This is a genomic window from Crocinitomicaceae bacterium (assembly GCA_016708105.1).
Lineage (GTDB): Bacteria > Bacteroidota > Bacteroidia > Flavobacteriales_D > Crocinitomicaceae > JADJGJ01.
In genome coordinates this window covers 605,686-621,989 of the sequence record JADJGJ010000002.1, presented here as the reverse complement: position 1 = coordinate 621,989, position 16,304 = coordinate 605,686, and the positions used below count along the sequence as shown (strand labels likewise).

The window sequence follows — 16,304 nt, the reverse complement described above, 5'->3', positions numbered from 1 at the left end:
AAAAAATCACACTTTTATTCCAACTACACAAACGTCATCAATTTGTTCAAATGAACCTCGCCATGACATAAAATTATCTCGGATAAAATGCAATTGTTTCTCCGTTTCTAATCCTGAATTTTTCTTTAACATTTCCTGAAAAGGGCGGTATTTAAATTTTTTACCTTGAGGCCCACCAAATTGATCAGCATATCCATCTGAGAACAAATAAAGCATAGTTCCTTTTTTCAAGGTAATTTTATGATTGGTGAAAGGGGTTTGATGTTGATACAAACCAACAGGCTGTTTATCTGCTCGCAGTTCTTGCAAATTATTTTCAATGATCATGTAAAGCGGATTATTTGCTCCGGCATATTCCACGTTGATCTCATTACTTGAATGCGATGCATGTTCAATTGCAATGAGCGCAATGTCCATTCCGTCTTTTACCAATTGGTTACCTGAAGCCAGTGCATCAATCACCATGTTGCGGCATTTGTCCAAAATTTCTGCCGGTGTCTGCAATTCAAATTCACGTACACACCGGTTGAGGGCAGTGCTGCATACCACGCTCACCATAGCGCCTGGCACACCATGTCCGGTACAATCAGCAACAGCAATGAAGGTTTTGTTTGCGCTTTTTTCAATCCAATAAAAATCTCCGGCAACAATATCTTTTGGTTCATAAAAAACAAAATAGTCATTCAGATTTTCACTCAGTTTTTGTTCATCAGGCAACAATGCTTCTTGTATTTTTTTTGCATAAGTTATACTGTCAGTAATTTCTTTATTTTTCAAATCAGTTTCATGTTTAGCGCGTTTGAGCGCAATTTTAAATGCTTCATTTCTGACAATGTATTTATTGACTATAACCACAGCAATCGCAAGCAAAGCACAGGTGAGAAGACAAAAGAAACCAATCATAATTTTGGTTTTGAAACTGGTATCATCAGCCAATGCTAATTTTTCATCCATGTTGAGTTTTTCGCGCTCTTCCATGGTAGAAATAATTTTTCTTATTTCATCCATTACTGCCTTGTCTGCCTGAATCAATTCAAGTTCTTTTGCTTTTAACTTTTTGTCTATCCGTTCTTCTTCAAGTTGAATAGTTTCAATTTCTGCATTCAATTCATCTACTGTAATTTTTTCTGCAAACAGCGTATTATCCTCTGGAGCTGTTGAGGAATTTTCATCTTCATTTTTTTTATTCTTTTTGCGCTTGTTCAATAAACGGTCAAAAAAGTTTTTTTCTTCGCGTTCTTGCAGTTCAGTATTTTCATTGTTTTGACCGTTGCTTGAATTATTTTCCGGTTCAATTTCCAGTGATATTTTTTCAAGTGCTGTCATCACACGTGATTCTCCTTGCAGTAGTAAGAGGTTATCAAGCATGTCAAATTTCTTTGATACAAGTGAATCAAGAGTGTCTATGTCATGCGCAGGATTTTTTTCAGAGACAGTTAAATTGCGCAAACTATCAATTGAGGCATTTGCTTCAGTATAATTCTCATAATACGCATTGAGGTAATTGACATCTTGTGTCAGGGCATACGATTTTATATTGTTTTCAGCATCAGAAAGATGATACAACATTTCTTTCATCTGAAGCAGAGATTCATCAGGGCGCGCCTCTTCAGTAAGGTCAGTTACTATTTCACTTAAACTAGTGTAAACGAAATAAGCGCTGGTGATGACTCCAACTAGAACAACCAATAATAAAATGAGTACTTTCTTTTGTACGCGTGCAGCTCCTGACATAGGTTTTCATCAATAAAAAGGGAGGAAAAAATATCCTCCCTTTCACTTTTCAGAAAACAAAGTTAATCAATTACTGCTTAATGAGTTTGCTTATGGAAAATCCTGATGTTGTTTTAACCTTGACGGTATATACACCATCAGCAAAATACGCGCAGTTAAACGTATAATGATTTGTATTAGGTTGAGCTCGATAGACTTCCTGACCACTCATATCGTACACAACAATTTCAGTAATCTCATCATCACTGCTCACGCTAACTAAATGGTTAGTAGGATTCGGATAAATACTTAATGATGAACTAACATTTTCTTCAAATCCAAAATAATCTCCAATGACTGATGATGTTTTATTAGATCGTGATGAATTATGATCCTGCACTTTGTTAGATGATGTACAAGTTACCGGTGGTGTCACGCTGATAAAATAATCCAAGCCACCCATAGGTGAAGGATTATCTGTATAAGAGAAATTGGTTGAAGGCAGGCTCTGAATTAATTCCCACCCGTTAGCATTGGTGTAGCGGTAAAGATCGTATGTACCAAAAGCAAATCCTACATACTCATCCCAATGTAAATTGATGGTATTACCAATACCTAAATCTATGGTAAGATGAATGGTTTTATGAAAATCACTTAGCATAGATTCTTCACCGCATGTATTGACGGCTGAAATTTTATATCTCCATGATCTTACTGCAGGTGATGCAAATGGGTCAGAATAAATAGATTCATTGGAATAAGGAACTGAAGCAATCCACTGATAAATTCCGGCAACAGATGTTTCTCTATAAATATTGAAATAGTCAATGTCAGTTGAAGCAGGTTTTTCCCACACCAGCAAATTGGTATTAGTAAGTGTGTCAACGGTTACAAGACAAATAGGAATAAACTCAGGCACTAATGAATTCACCTCTGCGCCTGCCATTCCAACGCACCCGTTTTCATCTGTAATTTCTACACTATAATATCCCGGAGCAAGTGCGTTGATGTTTTCTGTTGTTGCTCCATTGCTCCAAAGAATAGAACTAATGACAAAATCAGATTGAATTGAAATATTAATTGCTCCATTATTCAAACAAGTTGCCGGGATGATTGAATTAATTATTATTTCAGGTCCTCCTGCATTATTGATAACAATATTTTGAATAGATGAACACCCGTTGTCATCAGTAATAAGCACATGATATGCACCTGCTTCAACACCTGTTAGATTAGCACTGTTTATTCCAACCGGCAAACCTGAAACACTTTCAAACCATTGATACTCATAAGGTGCTGTTCCGCCAGACACAATACATGATGCGGAGCCGTCATTCAACCCGCACGTTGCGTTGACAGATGAATTAATAAAACTAAAAGTTGAAGATGCAGTCACTTGAAACATGGCTACTGCTGTGCATCCATTATTAGACACTGCGGTTACTTCATAGTATCCTGCAGTTAATCCTGAAATATCTTCAGATGTTTGACCAGTTAACCATTGAATAGATTGTACCCCGGATGAAGCAGTAATCAACGCATCAATTGCACCATCATTACCACCTGCACACGTGACAGGTATAACTGTTCCACTAATGCTAATACCTGTTGATGATACCATGGCAGGATACGAGGCCTGGCAATTATTGTCATCGGTTACCGTGACAAGATATGTCCCTGCCGCCAAACTATCAATACTGTTCGTTGATTCTCCTGTTGTCCAGTAGATGTCATAAGGTGATGCGCCGCCACTAATGCTCACAGACGCTGTTCCGTTTTCTTCTCCGCAACCTGCATCAGTTGTGGTGACATTTAATTGCGGTACTTCGTTTACTTCTACAAGAAATGATGATGAACCAGAACAGCCGTCAGAATTATAAAAAGTATATGTCAATGTATGTGCACCGGGGCCGGCAAGTGATGGATCAAACGTTGATGAACCGGTATTCACACCTGTGCCTGACCAAAATCCTCCGGCCGGACTTGCATTTGAAACAAGTGAAATCATTCCGTCATTTTCACAAAAAGCAGACGTCGTAAAATTAATAGTCACTACCGGATCTGCCACCAATGTTATATTTGTTGTAATGACACTATCACACCCTGAAATACTGGTGAGATTACTTACATGAGTCATGTCTGCACTAATATTAATTGCCAGTGTTCCATCCGGAAAAAGATAGTTGTTACCTGAACACACATTAGCATTCTCTGAAAAATTGTATACCGGCATAACAGAAAGATTTGTTGTGATCACACTGTCACAACCTTCAATTGTTGTAAGATTACTCGCATGTGAAGTTGATGATGTGATATTAGTTTCTGAACTACCATCAGGATATGTATATGAATCACCTGAACAGATGACGAAATTCTCACTAAGGGCAAAAACAGGATCAACTGAAATGTTTGTTGTAATGATACTGTCACAACCATTGATAGTAGTTAAATTACTCACGTGTGATTCAGATGAAATGATATTGGTTGAACTGGTTCCGTCAGGGTAAGTATACGAAGCACCCGAACAAACACTGAAAGATTCACTCAAATTATACTCAGGATGTATACTGATGTTTGTAGTAATAATACTATCACACCCATTCAGGGCAATAAGAGAACTAATATGATTTTCCGGGGCGGTGATATTGGTTTGTGAAAAACCATCAGGATATAAATAATCACTACCTGAACAGATAAAAATATTCTCAGTCAGATTATAGGAAGGTATAACATTAACAGTAGTATTTATCGTGCTGTCACATCCAAATTGCCCTTGCAAAATACTCGTGTGATTTACTGTACCGGTAATATTTGATTCAAAATATTCATCAGGAAAAGTGTATGATTCACCTGAACAAACAGTGACGGTTTCACTGCCGGTGTATGGGGTTTTTTGGTAGAATTGGATGCTGACGTTGTCCAAGAAAATACTCCAGTCGGTGCCCGTTTGACAATAGAACTTTATCTGAGAGATACTATCTAAAGCATAATTTGGATAAAAGGCCTGTGGATCAATACCATGATTTTGAACCAAAACATTATCCGAAATTCTCCGAGTCTGAAAATAAATTGAATCATGGGTAAAAACTACTTTATAATGAAAATCTGAAAAATCAGCAGCAACGGTATGAGTAGAAACAGTAATGTTGTTGTTTGGGAAATGAATGAAAGATTTGTTAGTATTACCCCAGAAGTACTCTTTATACTCGTGCCAAAAATCAAAGAGCGTGTCACCAAGGGATACTTCCAAGAGAGTCCGACATCCCCAATAGTTATAGCGAATAGATCCTTCCCACTCTATTGCAACGCTATCCGTGCAGCCTGGCATAACTCCTGTTTTTGTAAGTTGCGCATCTCCGGAACTCACGAAAGCACCGATATAACCGCCGGATAATGTTGCATTGGAAGCATAAAATGTCCATCCAGCCGGCACCTGATTATCATTAAAGTCATGGAACTCATTCGTAAACGTCTGAGAAAAAACAAGGGAACAAAATAAAAAAGCCGGCAACATGAGGGCCAGCTTTTTATAACACAAAGGGTGTGTTTTCATATATTCAGGTTAAATCAAAATTGAACTTAGCTATATAGCAAAAAGTATTTAGGCAAAGCTATGCCAGATCAATTTGAAAAAAAATACCCCAAAATGGGTATGAAATTAAAAACCCTGTTCATCAGATTGCGCCGTGTTCAAGTGCAAGTCTTATTAAAGCAATAGTACTTTTTGCGCCGGTTTTTGCCATCATATTCTTGCGAATAGTTTTTACCGTTTCAGGACTTATGTTTAAATCACTTCCTATTTGTTTATTGTCTTTGCCTTCCCAGATATGGCTCAGAATATCACGTTCACGCTTAGTGAATGACGCAGTTTTCTTTTGATTGTTTTCTTTGTATGCTTCAACCGGATAATCAATGAATGAAGGTTCTCCATCAAGCCCAATGAGTGAGAGACTCATGTGGTTACTTGTTTTCAGATGAGAAATATCTGTGTGCACACCAAAGGTATGTATCACGCCACCATCCAAACTATAATTAATAGTGATTACCTGTTGCAGTATGCGAATATAGTTTCCGTCTTTCCTACGCATGCGATAATCATACCTTACTTTGTATTTAAAGTATTTTTCAGGTGGTAATTCTTTGAAAAAATTCATCACCGTATTTTCAAAATTGATGAATTTTGGTTGATCGTCAAGGTGAATGATTGACAACCCTAATTCCATGGTAAACTCATCAGGCGCATAACCCAGTACATGAATTATTTCATCTGAAACAAAATCAAATTTAAGATCTTGTAAATTGAAAATGTAGTAATATGATTCTCCTACATTGAGAAGATTTAATAATTTCTTTTGTAAGACCAGATCAATTTCTTGTCTCACTCTTCTCTGTTGCATGTGTTGATTTGTCCAGATATGACTGGCTGATTTCAACAGAAAGTTTTGTGGACTCATGATATAAGGCTTGTGCTCTATTCAAATATAAGCGTATGAACTCACTAAAACAAACGTATTGAATTCACCAATCAACAATTTAATCGCAAATAAATGACTTTCAATAAATAGGCATTTTGAATGAAATAAAAAATAATTGATGGGAAGCTGACTAAATTAAATAGCCCCATGTTCAAGTGCATAACGTACCAGTGAAACGGCGTTAGGAGAATTAGTTTTGGCTAACATTTTTTTTCGCATTGTTTTGACAGTTTCAGAACTGATTTGTAAAGCCGCAGCAATCTCATGTGTATCCATACCCTCCCACATCAAACTCAGAATATCTAGTTCGCGTTTGGTAAAATCTACTGTGGGTGAAATTGATTTATATTCTTCAACCGGATAATCTAAAAATGAAGGTGCGCCATTCAACCCAATAAATGAAAGTCGGGTATGATTAGATGTTTTCAAATGGGAGATATCCGTGTGTACACCAAATGTATGTATCACTCCACCGTCAATACTGTAGTTGATGGTAATTACTTGTTGCAAAATGCGAGCGTATGTTCCATCACTGCGCATCACACGATAATCATATCGCATTTTATAATTGAAATATTGATCTTGTGGTAATTTTTTAAAAAAATTCATCACCGTATTCTCAAAATTCACAAAAGTATTTCGGTCATCAGGATGAATTTTTGAGAGAATAAACGGCATGGTAAACTCCTCTGCTTTATAACCCAAAACTCGTTCAACGTCATCAGACACATAATCAAATTTGAGATCAGCGAGATTGAAAATGAACACATAATAATCACCAACACTTAGCATATTGAGTAATTTTTTTTGTAAATCAAAATCAATATCCTGTCTGATTTGTTTGGCCTGCATATTCTGATTAGTCCATATCTGGCAAGCGCTGCGTAAAACAAATTGGTCTGTACTCATGTTGAATTTTTGAACTGTGTTACTCAAAAATAACTTAATCTTTTACAAAAAAAAACAGCCACCCGATTGGATGGCTGTTTTATGCTGTATATCAAAATATTACTGCTTCACAATTCTGCTGTGCAATATACCGTTTGGAGTATATAACTCAATAGTATAAACACCACGTGCGTAAGCTGCAAAGTCAATGGATAAAATTTCAGAATTATTATTTGCTCTGAAAACTAGTTGACCAGACATATCATAAACACGCACCTCTTGAATTACATCAGAATATTTAAGTTGTACAAAACCAGAAGTTGGATTTGGATAAATGCTCAAGTGGTTTGATTCAATTTCATTCACACCTAACTCTTCTTCCTCTTCAGGCATATTGATAGAAGATTTATTAGAACGTGATGAGTTGTGATCTTGCACTTTTGACGCAGTACAAATTGAAGGTGGTAAAATTTCAATTACATACACCAAGTTACTATCACTTGGAGGTGTCAAATCTGTATAAGAAATATTATCTGAACCTAACGAATCAATTTTCTCCCATCCGGTTGATGGGTGATAACGCCAAATATAATAAGTGTCATAAGTGAATCCGTGATAGTGATCCCAAATCAGGTTAACAACTCCACCAACACCAAGGTTAGATGAAAGGTGAATGGTTTTGTGAGGCTCACTTAAATCAGATTCATTACCACAATCATCTACCGCTGATACTTTATATCTCCATGAGCGAATTGCAGCATCTGAAGCAAGATCATTATACTGGCTGATACTGTCAGCACTTTGATTTGCGATGAGATAGTACAGTCCGTTTTGCGAACTTTCTTTATAGATATTATATGATACAACATCAGGTGACGCAACCGGATTCCAAACAACAATATTTGAATTGTAATTTGTATCCACTGTTACGATACAAATATCTGTTTCATCTGGTGCTGACATTTCAATATTGAAAATTTCATACGCGCTGCAGCCATTGTTTCCGGTAACCTCAACACTATATTCACCCGGCACAACATTGGTCAAATCCTGAGAAGTTGAACCATTAGACCATTGGTAAGTATACGGTGCCACACCACCCATTGTATTGATATAAACAGCACTCAATGTTCCGGTACAAGTTGGATCAGTAATTGAATCAGTTAAGATCACTGTTGCATCCATGTCATTCACTACAAATGATGCTTCAATTAAACAGGTGTTACCATCAATTACCATCAAATCATACACCCCGCCAGGCAATCCAATCGTTGAATTATTTGAACCGGTTGAGTTAGGCCAAATAAAGTTGAAAGGCCCGGTTCCGTTATTGATAACTGCAGTTGCAGTTCCATTGTTCATTCCGCAATCTGCATCAGTTGTTATTACAGAAAGATACGTGGTAGCCGGTTCTTGCACTTCAAAACTTTCAACCGAGAAACATCCGTTAGCATCGGTAATAAATAATTCATACGGACCGGCCACCAGATTATAAATGTCTTCAGATGTTTCACCATTTGACCACAAGATATCATAAGGCGGAGCACCACCAAAAATTGAAACTGAAATCACACCATTATCTTGACCGGCACATTCATTATGTACAATATTTTCAAGAATAATAACCGGACCCTGATCATCGCTAACCGTTGCAAGTGCCTCAGTGCTGCATCCGTTATTATCAGTAACGGTTACAACATAAATTCCGCTGTACAAACTATCCGCAACATATCCTTCATCACCGTTAGTCCATGAGAAGGTATAAGGTGCTAATCCACCACTTGCCGTAACAATTGCAGTACCGTTATTTTCACCACAATCAGAATCAGCTACTGTGTTAGTAATTACGTCAAGATCAGAATTTGGAATAATGATCATCTCAGTAGCTTCATCAGAATTACCACAACTATTCAATCCAACCAAAGTCACTGCATACACGCCATCATGTTCATAGGTGTGTTGAACATTTTCAAAAGCACTGTAGGTAACTAATTCTCCTGTTCCGTCGCCAAAATCCCAAATATATGTTCCGGCACCTACTGCAAAAAATCCAACAGGTTGTCCTTCACAAGTAGGGGTTGATTCATTACTCCAGAAAAATACATCAACCGGTGTTCCACTGCCAAATCCACCCACTTCAACTACAAATGTTGAATCAACAGAATTGCCACAAGAATTGGTAACGGTTAAAGTTGCCATGTAAGTACCCGGGTTATTATATGCATGGAAAGCTGTCATGTAGGTACCGCTTTCAACAATCAATAATTCATCAGCGGGACCAGAATTTCCGTCACCAAAATCCCAATAATAATCAGCAATACCAGCAGGATTAATTGCAAAATATAAAGAATCACCCACACAGCCCGGAGTTTGAATACCTCCTTCAATTTGAGAAAGGTCAGGAGTTAGACCGTTAGCAACGGTGATTGTTTGATATACTGTTGAGTCCATACCGCAACCGTTAGTAACAGACAGTGCAACCGTATAAGTTCCTAAAGAAGGATAAACATGTGATGTATTCAAATCATCAGATGTTGCTGAGCCATCACCAAAATCCCATTCTACTTCATACCCATAGTCATCATCAAAAGACATATACACTTCACTGCCCGGACAAACCTGATTACCAAAAATCATATAATCTATTTGATCAACCGGTAAATTATTTACAACGTCAATGGTTACATATTGTGTGGTATCATATCCGCATCCGTTAGTAACAGTTACAGATGCGTTGTAAGTTCCTGAATTCACATAAGGGTGGTTTACATCACTGAAAGCAGTTGAAGCAGAATATCCATCTCCAAAATTCCACGTATAGTTTGAGAATCCACTAGCCGTATAGAAAGTAATATCTTCTCCAGGACACACAACATTTGGTGAAGCACCAGCATAAAGACTTTGCGTAATTGGTAAATTATTCATCACGTTTACGGTATCAAAAAATTCTGCAGTCATTCCGCATGCGTTTTGTACCATGCAATAAATTGGATATGATCCCGGGCTATCATAACTATGTGAGTAACCCTCAGTTTCCCATGTTCCATCACCAAAATTGATGTAATAATCATATTGCCAAGGAACCCAGTAATTGAAATCATCACCAGGACAAACATTGTGTGGGTCAATTTGAAGATATGCATCAAAAACCGGGGCACTAGTTGTTGCATTTACGGTGTAGAAAGAGGTAGTTGTATTTCCGCAAGAATTGGTAACTGTCATCTGAATATTATATGTCCCGGGATTATCAAAAACATGATAAACGTAAGAATAATCAGTTGTCAAAACAGGAGTACCATCACCAAAATCCCAAGTATACATGAGGTTTGGCTGACCATATGATGTGAAGTAAACTTGCTCACCCGGACAAACCTCAGTTGGGCCATCAATTGATACAGATGGAGCCGGAACAGAATTATCAACTGTAATGTTGGTATAGAGCGTAGTATCTACTCCACAGCCATTGATCAAAGTTAGGGATACATTGTATGTGCCGTTGGTTGCGTACGTAACATCGGCAAATTGATCATAGCCATAAGTACCATCACCAAAGTTCCATTCTATACTCTGGTAAGGACCGCCACCAATTTGAAAGTTTACAGAAGAACCGGGGCAAATATTATTTTCAGACACAAAGAGATTTGGCCATCCACCAAACCATGGATTGGAATTATCAACCTCTATCATTCCAGAAAGAGAGTACGAAGTACCACAGTTATAATCATAATAGCTCACTGAAGGGTAATATGTCCCCATGGTTGAGTAGGTATAATTAGTATAATAGTCTGAAGTAGTTTGTATTGGTGAACCATCGCCAAAATCCCAGTTATATGAATACGTTGGTTGTTGTGGAATATAAAAATTCACGTAGTCATTAGGACAGGCGGGTGATGGTGATACACTAAAATAATCAGGTTGACCACCTAGGTTAAGAACTATACTATATGACCCTACCGAGTTCCATGAGGCGTCATAGGCATACAAGTATACAGTGTAAGTACCTGAGTAGGCATAAATATGACCGGCACTGTAAGAATCATACACATAACCTCCATCACCAAAATACCAATCAAAATGGACACCGTCAACACTGGTATTCGTAAAACTAATGGTAATAGGTGCACATCCTGAATAGGTGTCAGCGTAAAATGAAACCTGTGCATTCAGTGATGCTGAAGTCAGTAGCACCAAACTGAATAAAGCGAAAAGTTTTTTCATAAGTAATTTTTAGATTGGGTAAAGATATAAATTTCACGTACTTGTATCTAAGTTCAAACCATTAAATCAATGATAAATTTATGAATGGGCGTATTGAGTTTACGATTGGACAAAGAGATTAACAAGGCTGTTTATTTTTTAATGATTTTTTGACGCTAAATTTTGAAAAATTATTCTTCCATTTTTCAAGGTTAATCATCGTCAGTAATTTCAGATTGATCACAGAACAAGAGACCGCTAAACTCAATTTTATGGCACAATAAAATCAAATGTTGACACAGATGAAACGGTGAAATGTCCCATGGCGCCATTAGAAATATTAGAAGGGACATTAGAAGGAGGTGCGTCAAAAATTCCGCCGCGCCATTCGGTTTCAAGCATCACAGCCATAAAAGCATCATAAGTAGATTTTGTGATATTGTGTTGCTCAAGCCTAAGGGTATCACCAGAATTTAATTCTTCAATAAATGAAATAGGCCAAGCTTCAAAATACAAACCATCACCAATATAATCATCAGAGCCAAAATCAATGTCACTCAAGGTATCTGATTCATAGTGTCCATTTTTCAAAACACGCCAAGCGTAATAATCACCAAAGCCTGCCAATTCAGTTGTCCAAATTAGCACATCATAACCAAGTAAAATTCCATCATCATCAAAAGCCGGATACGGTATCATATCTTCTAAAACCGGCACAGTGTCACAATAATCCGCACCAGAATATGTAATGCCATTGTAGGTAATATTCAGCGTATAATTCGTGTGCATTTTTGCAGATACTCCCGAAGCAGAATGATAAATCCCCGGAGCTGTTTCTGTAAAATAAAATGTTTCTCCCCCACCTGTAATATTTACCTCAGCACCACTCACCTGAGGTATTGGTTCACTGTCATAAAAATCAGTGCTTTGGGTTAATCTTATTTCATGCACTTTAGATTCAGTAGTAAACCATGCATCAACCACCAACACACGGTCTCCTTCTTCTAATTCTATATCAATTATTTTCTTGCAAGACATAAAACCGCTGCCCAGAATCAACAAGCATATAAAGAAATATTTTTTTTGCATCAGAATTTAAAATTATACGTGATTGATGGAATGATACCAAATAAATACATCATCTCAGCTACTGTTTCATTTGCATTGTCAGGATTTTGCTTAAAATTAATCTGATATGCATTTGCTCTATTGTAGACGTTGTATACACTAAACACCCATTCACTTTGCCAACGCTTTCCTTCTTTTTGTTTTACTTTCCAAGTTGCAGCAAAATCTAACCGATGATAATCAGGTAATCTTTTCGCATTGCGATCTGAATAAAGCGGAATCACCATGCCCATGTATTCATATTTACCTATTGGCATGGTAACTGCTGAGCCGGTACTGTATATGAAATTAGCTGAAACAGATAATTGTTTTGAAAATTCATACGATACGGTCACACTCAAATTATGGGTTTGATCTGATTTTGCCAGATATGGTTTGTTGTTATTAATACCATCAATTTGTTTCTGCGTGCGTGACAAAGTATAACTGATCCATCCGGTTAATTTTCCGGTTGATTTTTTTACCATGAACTCTGAACCATATGCCCATGCACGTCCAAAACGTAACTCACCTTCCATGTATGGATTCAACAACAAGGTGGCGTGATCTTTAAAATCAATAGCGTTTTGCATCTCTTTGTAATATACTTCAACTGATGTTTCGTATGCATCTTTATAAAGATTAACAAAATATCCGAGTGCAATTTGGTCAGCAATTTGTGGTTTTACATTCGGGCTGCATGGAAACCAAATGTCTAAAGGTGATGATGAAGTTGAATTAGACGCCAGTTGAATATATTGACGTGTTCTGTTGTAGCTTAATTTTAATGAGCTGTATTCATTAAGTACAAACGTTAATCCAGCACGCGGCTCAAATCCGGCATAGGTATTAAATACTTCTCCTTTACTATATTCTGATGTGTCTTTCACTTTGAAATTTTCATCATATGTGTAATATGTTCCCGGACCAATATTTTGAAAAATAGAATACCGTAAACCGTAATTAGCTGTCCACCGGTTGTTGAATTTAATTTTGTGACTCACATAAAATGCGTACTCAAGGCCGTTAGTTTTTGATACAACAAATTCTTCAAGAATTGAAACTCCGGTACCCACTGCCATACCGGGATCAATGCGGTGATATGAGGCAAGTCCTCCAAATTTCAACGTATTGTCCGGATTGATGAAATATGAAAAATCAGTTTTCAAATAATAATCCTGAATATTCGAAGTCCATTCATACGCTTCTTTTCCGGTAGGCTCACCTAAAAAATAATCGTAGTTAGAAAATGTAGCGGTTGTATTTAAAAAGAGCTTGTTACTGAAAACATGATTCCATCTCAAAGTAGCTGTTGCATTGCCCCAGTCCATTCTAAACATACTGTCAATGCCAAACACATCGCGTCCAAAATATCCTGACAAATAAATTCGGTTGTTGTCATTGAGTTTATAATTCAATTTAATGTTTGCATCATAAAAATAAAGCGTACTGTTTTTAAGTTCTTCTTTAGATGAAAAATTAAGAAAGATATCAGCATAAGTTCGTCTACCGGAAATGACAAATGACCCACGATCTTTAACAATAGGTCCGCCAATAGTAGCTCTTGATGAAATGGTTCCAATGCCTCCCTCAGCGGTGAAGTTTTTATAATTTCCGTCTATCATTTTAATGTCTAATACTGATGAAAGTCGTCCACCATATTCAGCCGGAATTCCGCCCTTATATAATTGAACATCTTTAACAACATCAGGATTAAAAACAGAAAAAAAACCCATCAAGTGAGAGGCATTATATACGTTTGCCTCATCCAATAAAATTAAGTTCTGATCAACCGCACCACCACGCACATAAAACCCTGAACCGCCCTCACCTACTGACTGTACACCCGGTAATAGTTGAATGGCTTTGATAATATCTACCTCACCCATTAAGGCAGGCAGTTTTTTAATTTCTGCAATGCTGAGTTCATTTTTACTCATTTCAGTTGATGTAATATTATCATTGCTCGCCTCTGCCGTTATTTCAACTTCATTCAGTAATCCTGATTCTTTCAATTCAAAATCACGTTGAATATCACTGAGTAAAATAATGGTATCAGAAATGGTGCTGAATCCAATGAAAGAAATTTCAATTGGGTAATCGCCCTGTGGCAATGTGATAGAATAAAATCCGTATGAGTTAACAATGGTACCCTTTATCCCTTCAGCAGTTTTTACTTTCACCGTTGCACCAATCAATGACTCACCGGTTTGAGCACTGGTGACATGTCCGCTCAAGGTAAATTTTTGCTGACAAAAAATTCCTGCCGACAAAAAAAACATAAAAAAAATTAAACAGCTCTTCATAAGTGGTGCCTGATACAAGTAGAACATACTTAGCATCCATTATTCATTTCAGAAACAAATGTATGAATGTTTTGTGTCAGTTAGAATTCTTTTATAATTTTACCACGGATTGAAGAAGTATGAGAGAGGAGTATTTACATTATCTTTTTATTACCCGTCAGTTGGGTAATACATTTAAAACATCACAAAACAAAGACTTGAAAGTGCTATCGTTTGGGCAACAAAACCCCAACGCCGGACCTGATTTTTTAACGTCAATAATTGAATTTGATAACAAACGATGGGCAGGCTCCATTGAGTTCCATATCAAAGCTTCTGATTGGTATTTACATCGGCATCAACATGACAAAAATTACAAAAATGTAATTGCACACTTTGTTTACGAATATGATGCCGATGTTGAAATTGGCGGAGTGGCATTACCGGTCGTTGAATTAAAAAACCTGATTTCAGAAAAACATCTTGAAAAATTCAACCTGCTTTTTACTGATAAATCTTCCCCCATTGCTTGTGAAAAAATGATTCAACACACAGATGAAATCATCATTTCTTCTCAAAAGGAAAAAGCACTTATCAACCGGCTTGAACGCAAAGCCGGCTATGCTGAAAGACTGATACATGAGTTCAAAGGTGATCTTAAAAAAGTGTTTTTCATTTTACTTGCACGCGCATTTGGAGGTAAAGTAAATGCTGATGCCTTTGAGTTATTGGCCAGGTTCACTGATTTGAACATCATAGAAAAAAATAGAGATAATTCTACTCTCATTCATGCTCTTCTCTTCGGTATTTCAGGCATGTTACCCGCAATGTCTGATGAAGCTTATTGCAAAGAATTAACCCAAGAGTTTTCCTATTTAAAACATAAATATCAATTGAGAGAAATGGAAGGTTCATGTTTCAGATTTTCACGCATGAATCCACCGGGCTATCCAACTATCAGGCTTGCACAACTGGCTGAATTAATTAGAAAAAAAGAAGGAATATTTGATCAATTGCCTTCACAAATGGTTATTGCTGATCTACTAGTTAAAATGCAAATTGACTTACCTGCTTTTTGGCAAAATCACTATCACTTCAAAAACGTTTCAATACGTGGCAGCAAAAATCTCACGCATGATTTTTGTCATCTGGTTCTGGTTAATGCTGTTGTCCCCTATCTATTTGCTTGCGGTATTTATCAGGCTGATGAATATTTAAAAATGCAGGCAACAGACATACTTTCAGAGCTACCCGCCGAAAAAAATAGCCTCATTGAAAAATGGAAAAAACTTAACCTTTCGGCATCATCTGCTTATGACACCCAAGCCTTGATTGAACAGAAAAATGAGTTCTGTGACAAAAAAAAGTGTTTAATTTGTAGTATAGGAAATTCCTTACTGCGCGCATGAGTCTATTTCAGAAAATCACCTTGTTTTTTGAACTCCGGTCTTTTGGAGTGAGTGCGTGGTTTGCGCGTAAAATGAATATCAACGTTTCACGTGTAAGGTTGTTTTTTATTTATTTCTCTTTTATTGGATTGGGTTCTCCTGTTTTACTTTATCTGATGATGGCGTGGATATTAGAACACAAACACATTTTTAAATTTCAGCGTAAAAGAAAAACTATCTGGGAACTTTAA

General features: G+C 37.0%; 9 protein-coding genes. 2 read left to right on the top strand and 7 right to left on the bottom strand.

What is annotated here, in order from left to right; genetic code table 11:
- Positions 1 to 6: 6 nt before the first annotated feature.
- The 7 genes from IPH66_13835 to IPH66_13805 form a co-directional block, all read right to left on the bottom strand.
- Positions 7 to 1,734 carry a SpoIIE family protein phosphatase gene (locus IPH66_13835; protein ID MBK7130420.1) on the bottom strand — a complete coding sequence of 576 codons (1,728 nt, stop codon included), beginning with the start codon at positions 1,732 to 1,734 and terminating at the stop codon, positions 7 to 9.
- Between the two features lie 70 nt (positions 1,735 to 1,804).
- Positions 1,805 to 5,266, bottom strand: coding sequence for a T9SS type A sorting domain-containing protein (locus IPH66_13830; GenBank protein ID MBK7130419.1), 3,462 nt, complete (start codon positions 5,264 to 5,266; stop codon positions 1,805 to 1,807).
- Between the two features lie 121 nt (positions 5,267 to 5,387).
- Positions 5,388 to 6,167 (bottom strand): PAS domain-containing protein, encoded by a 780-nt coding sequence (locus IPH66_13825; GenBank protein ID MBK7130418.1) that lies wholly within the window; start codon positions 6,165 to 6,167, stop codon positions 5,388 to 5,390.
- 156 nt (positions 6,168 to 6,323) lie between these two features.
- On the bottom strand, positions 6,324 to 7,097 hold the full coding sequence (locus IPH66_13820; protein MBK7130417.1) for a PAS domain-containing protein: 774 nt from the start codon (positions 7,095 to 7,097) through the stop codon (positions 6,324 to 6,326).
- 99 nt (positions 7,098 to 7,196) lie between these two features.
- Entirely contained in the window at positions 7,197 to 11,294 is a 4,098-nt protein-coding gene (locus IPH66_13815) for a PKD domain-containing protein (protein ID MBK7130416.1), read from the bottom strand.
- A 249-nt stretch (positions 11,295 to 11,543) separates the two neighbouring features.
- Positions 11,544 to 12,362: a DUF4249 domain-containing protein gene (locus tag IPH66_13810; protein ID MBK7130415.1), complete on the bottom strand. Its 819-nt coding sequence runs from the start codon at positions 12,360 to 12,362 to the stop codon at positions 11,544 to 11,546.
- Positions 12,362 to 14,686 carry a TonB-dependent receptor gene (locus tag IPH66_13805; protein ID MBK7130414.1) on the bottom strand — a complete coding sequence of 775 codons (2,325 nt, stop codon included), beginning with the start codon at positions 14,684 to 14,686 and terminating at the stop codon, positions 12,362 to 12,364. The genes IPH66_13810 and IPH66_13805 overlap by 1 nt, the downstream gene beginning before the upstream one ends.
- Positions 14,687 to 14,805: 119 nt before the next feature.
- Here IPH66_13805 and IPH66_13800 point away from each other — a divergent pair, with 119 nt between their 5' ends.
- Positions 14,806 to 16,074, top strand: a complete 1,269-nt coding sequence (locus IPH66_13800; protein ID MBK7130413.1) for a DUF2851 family protein — start codon at positions 14,806 to 14,808, stop codon at positions 16,072 to 16,074.
- Positions 16,071 to 16,304 carry a PspC family transcriptional regulator gene (locus IPH66_13795; GenBank protein MBK7130412.1) on the top strand — a complete coding sequence of 78 codons (234 nt, stop codon included), beginning with the start codon at positions 16,071 to 16,073 and terminating at the stop codon, positions 16,302 to 16,304. Before IPH66_13800 ends, IPH66_13795 begins: the two co-directional genes overlap by 4 nt.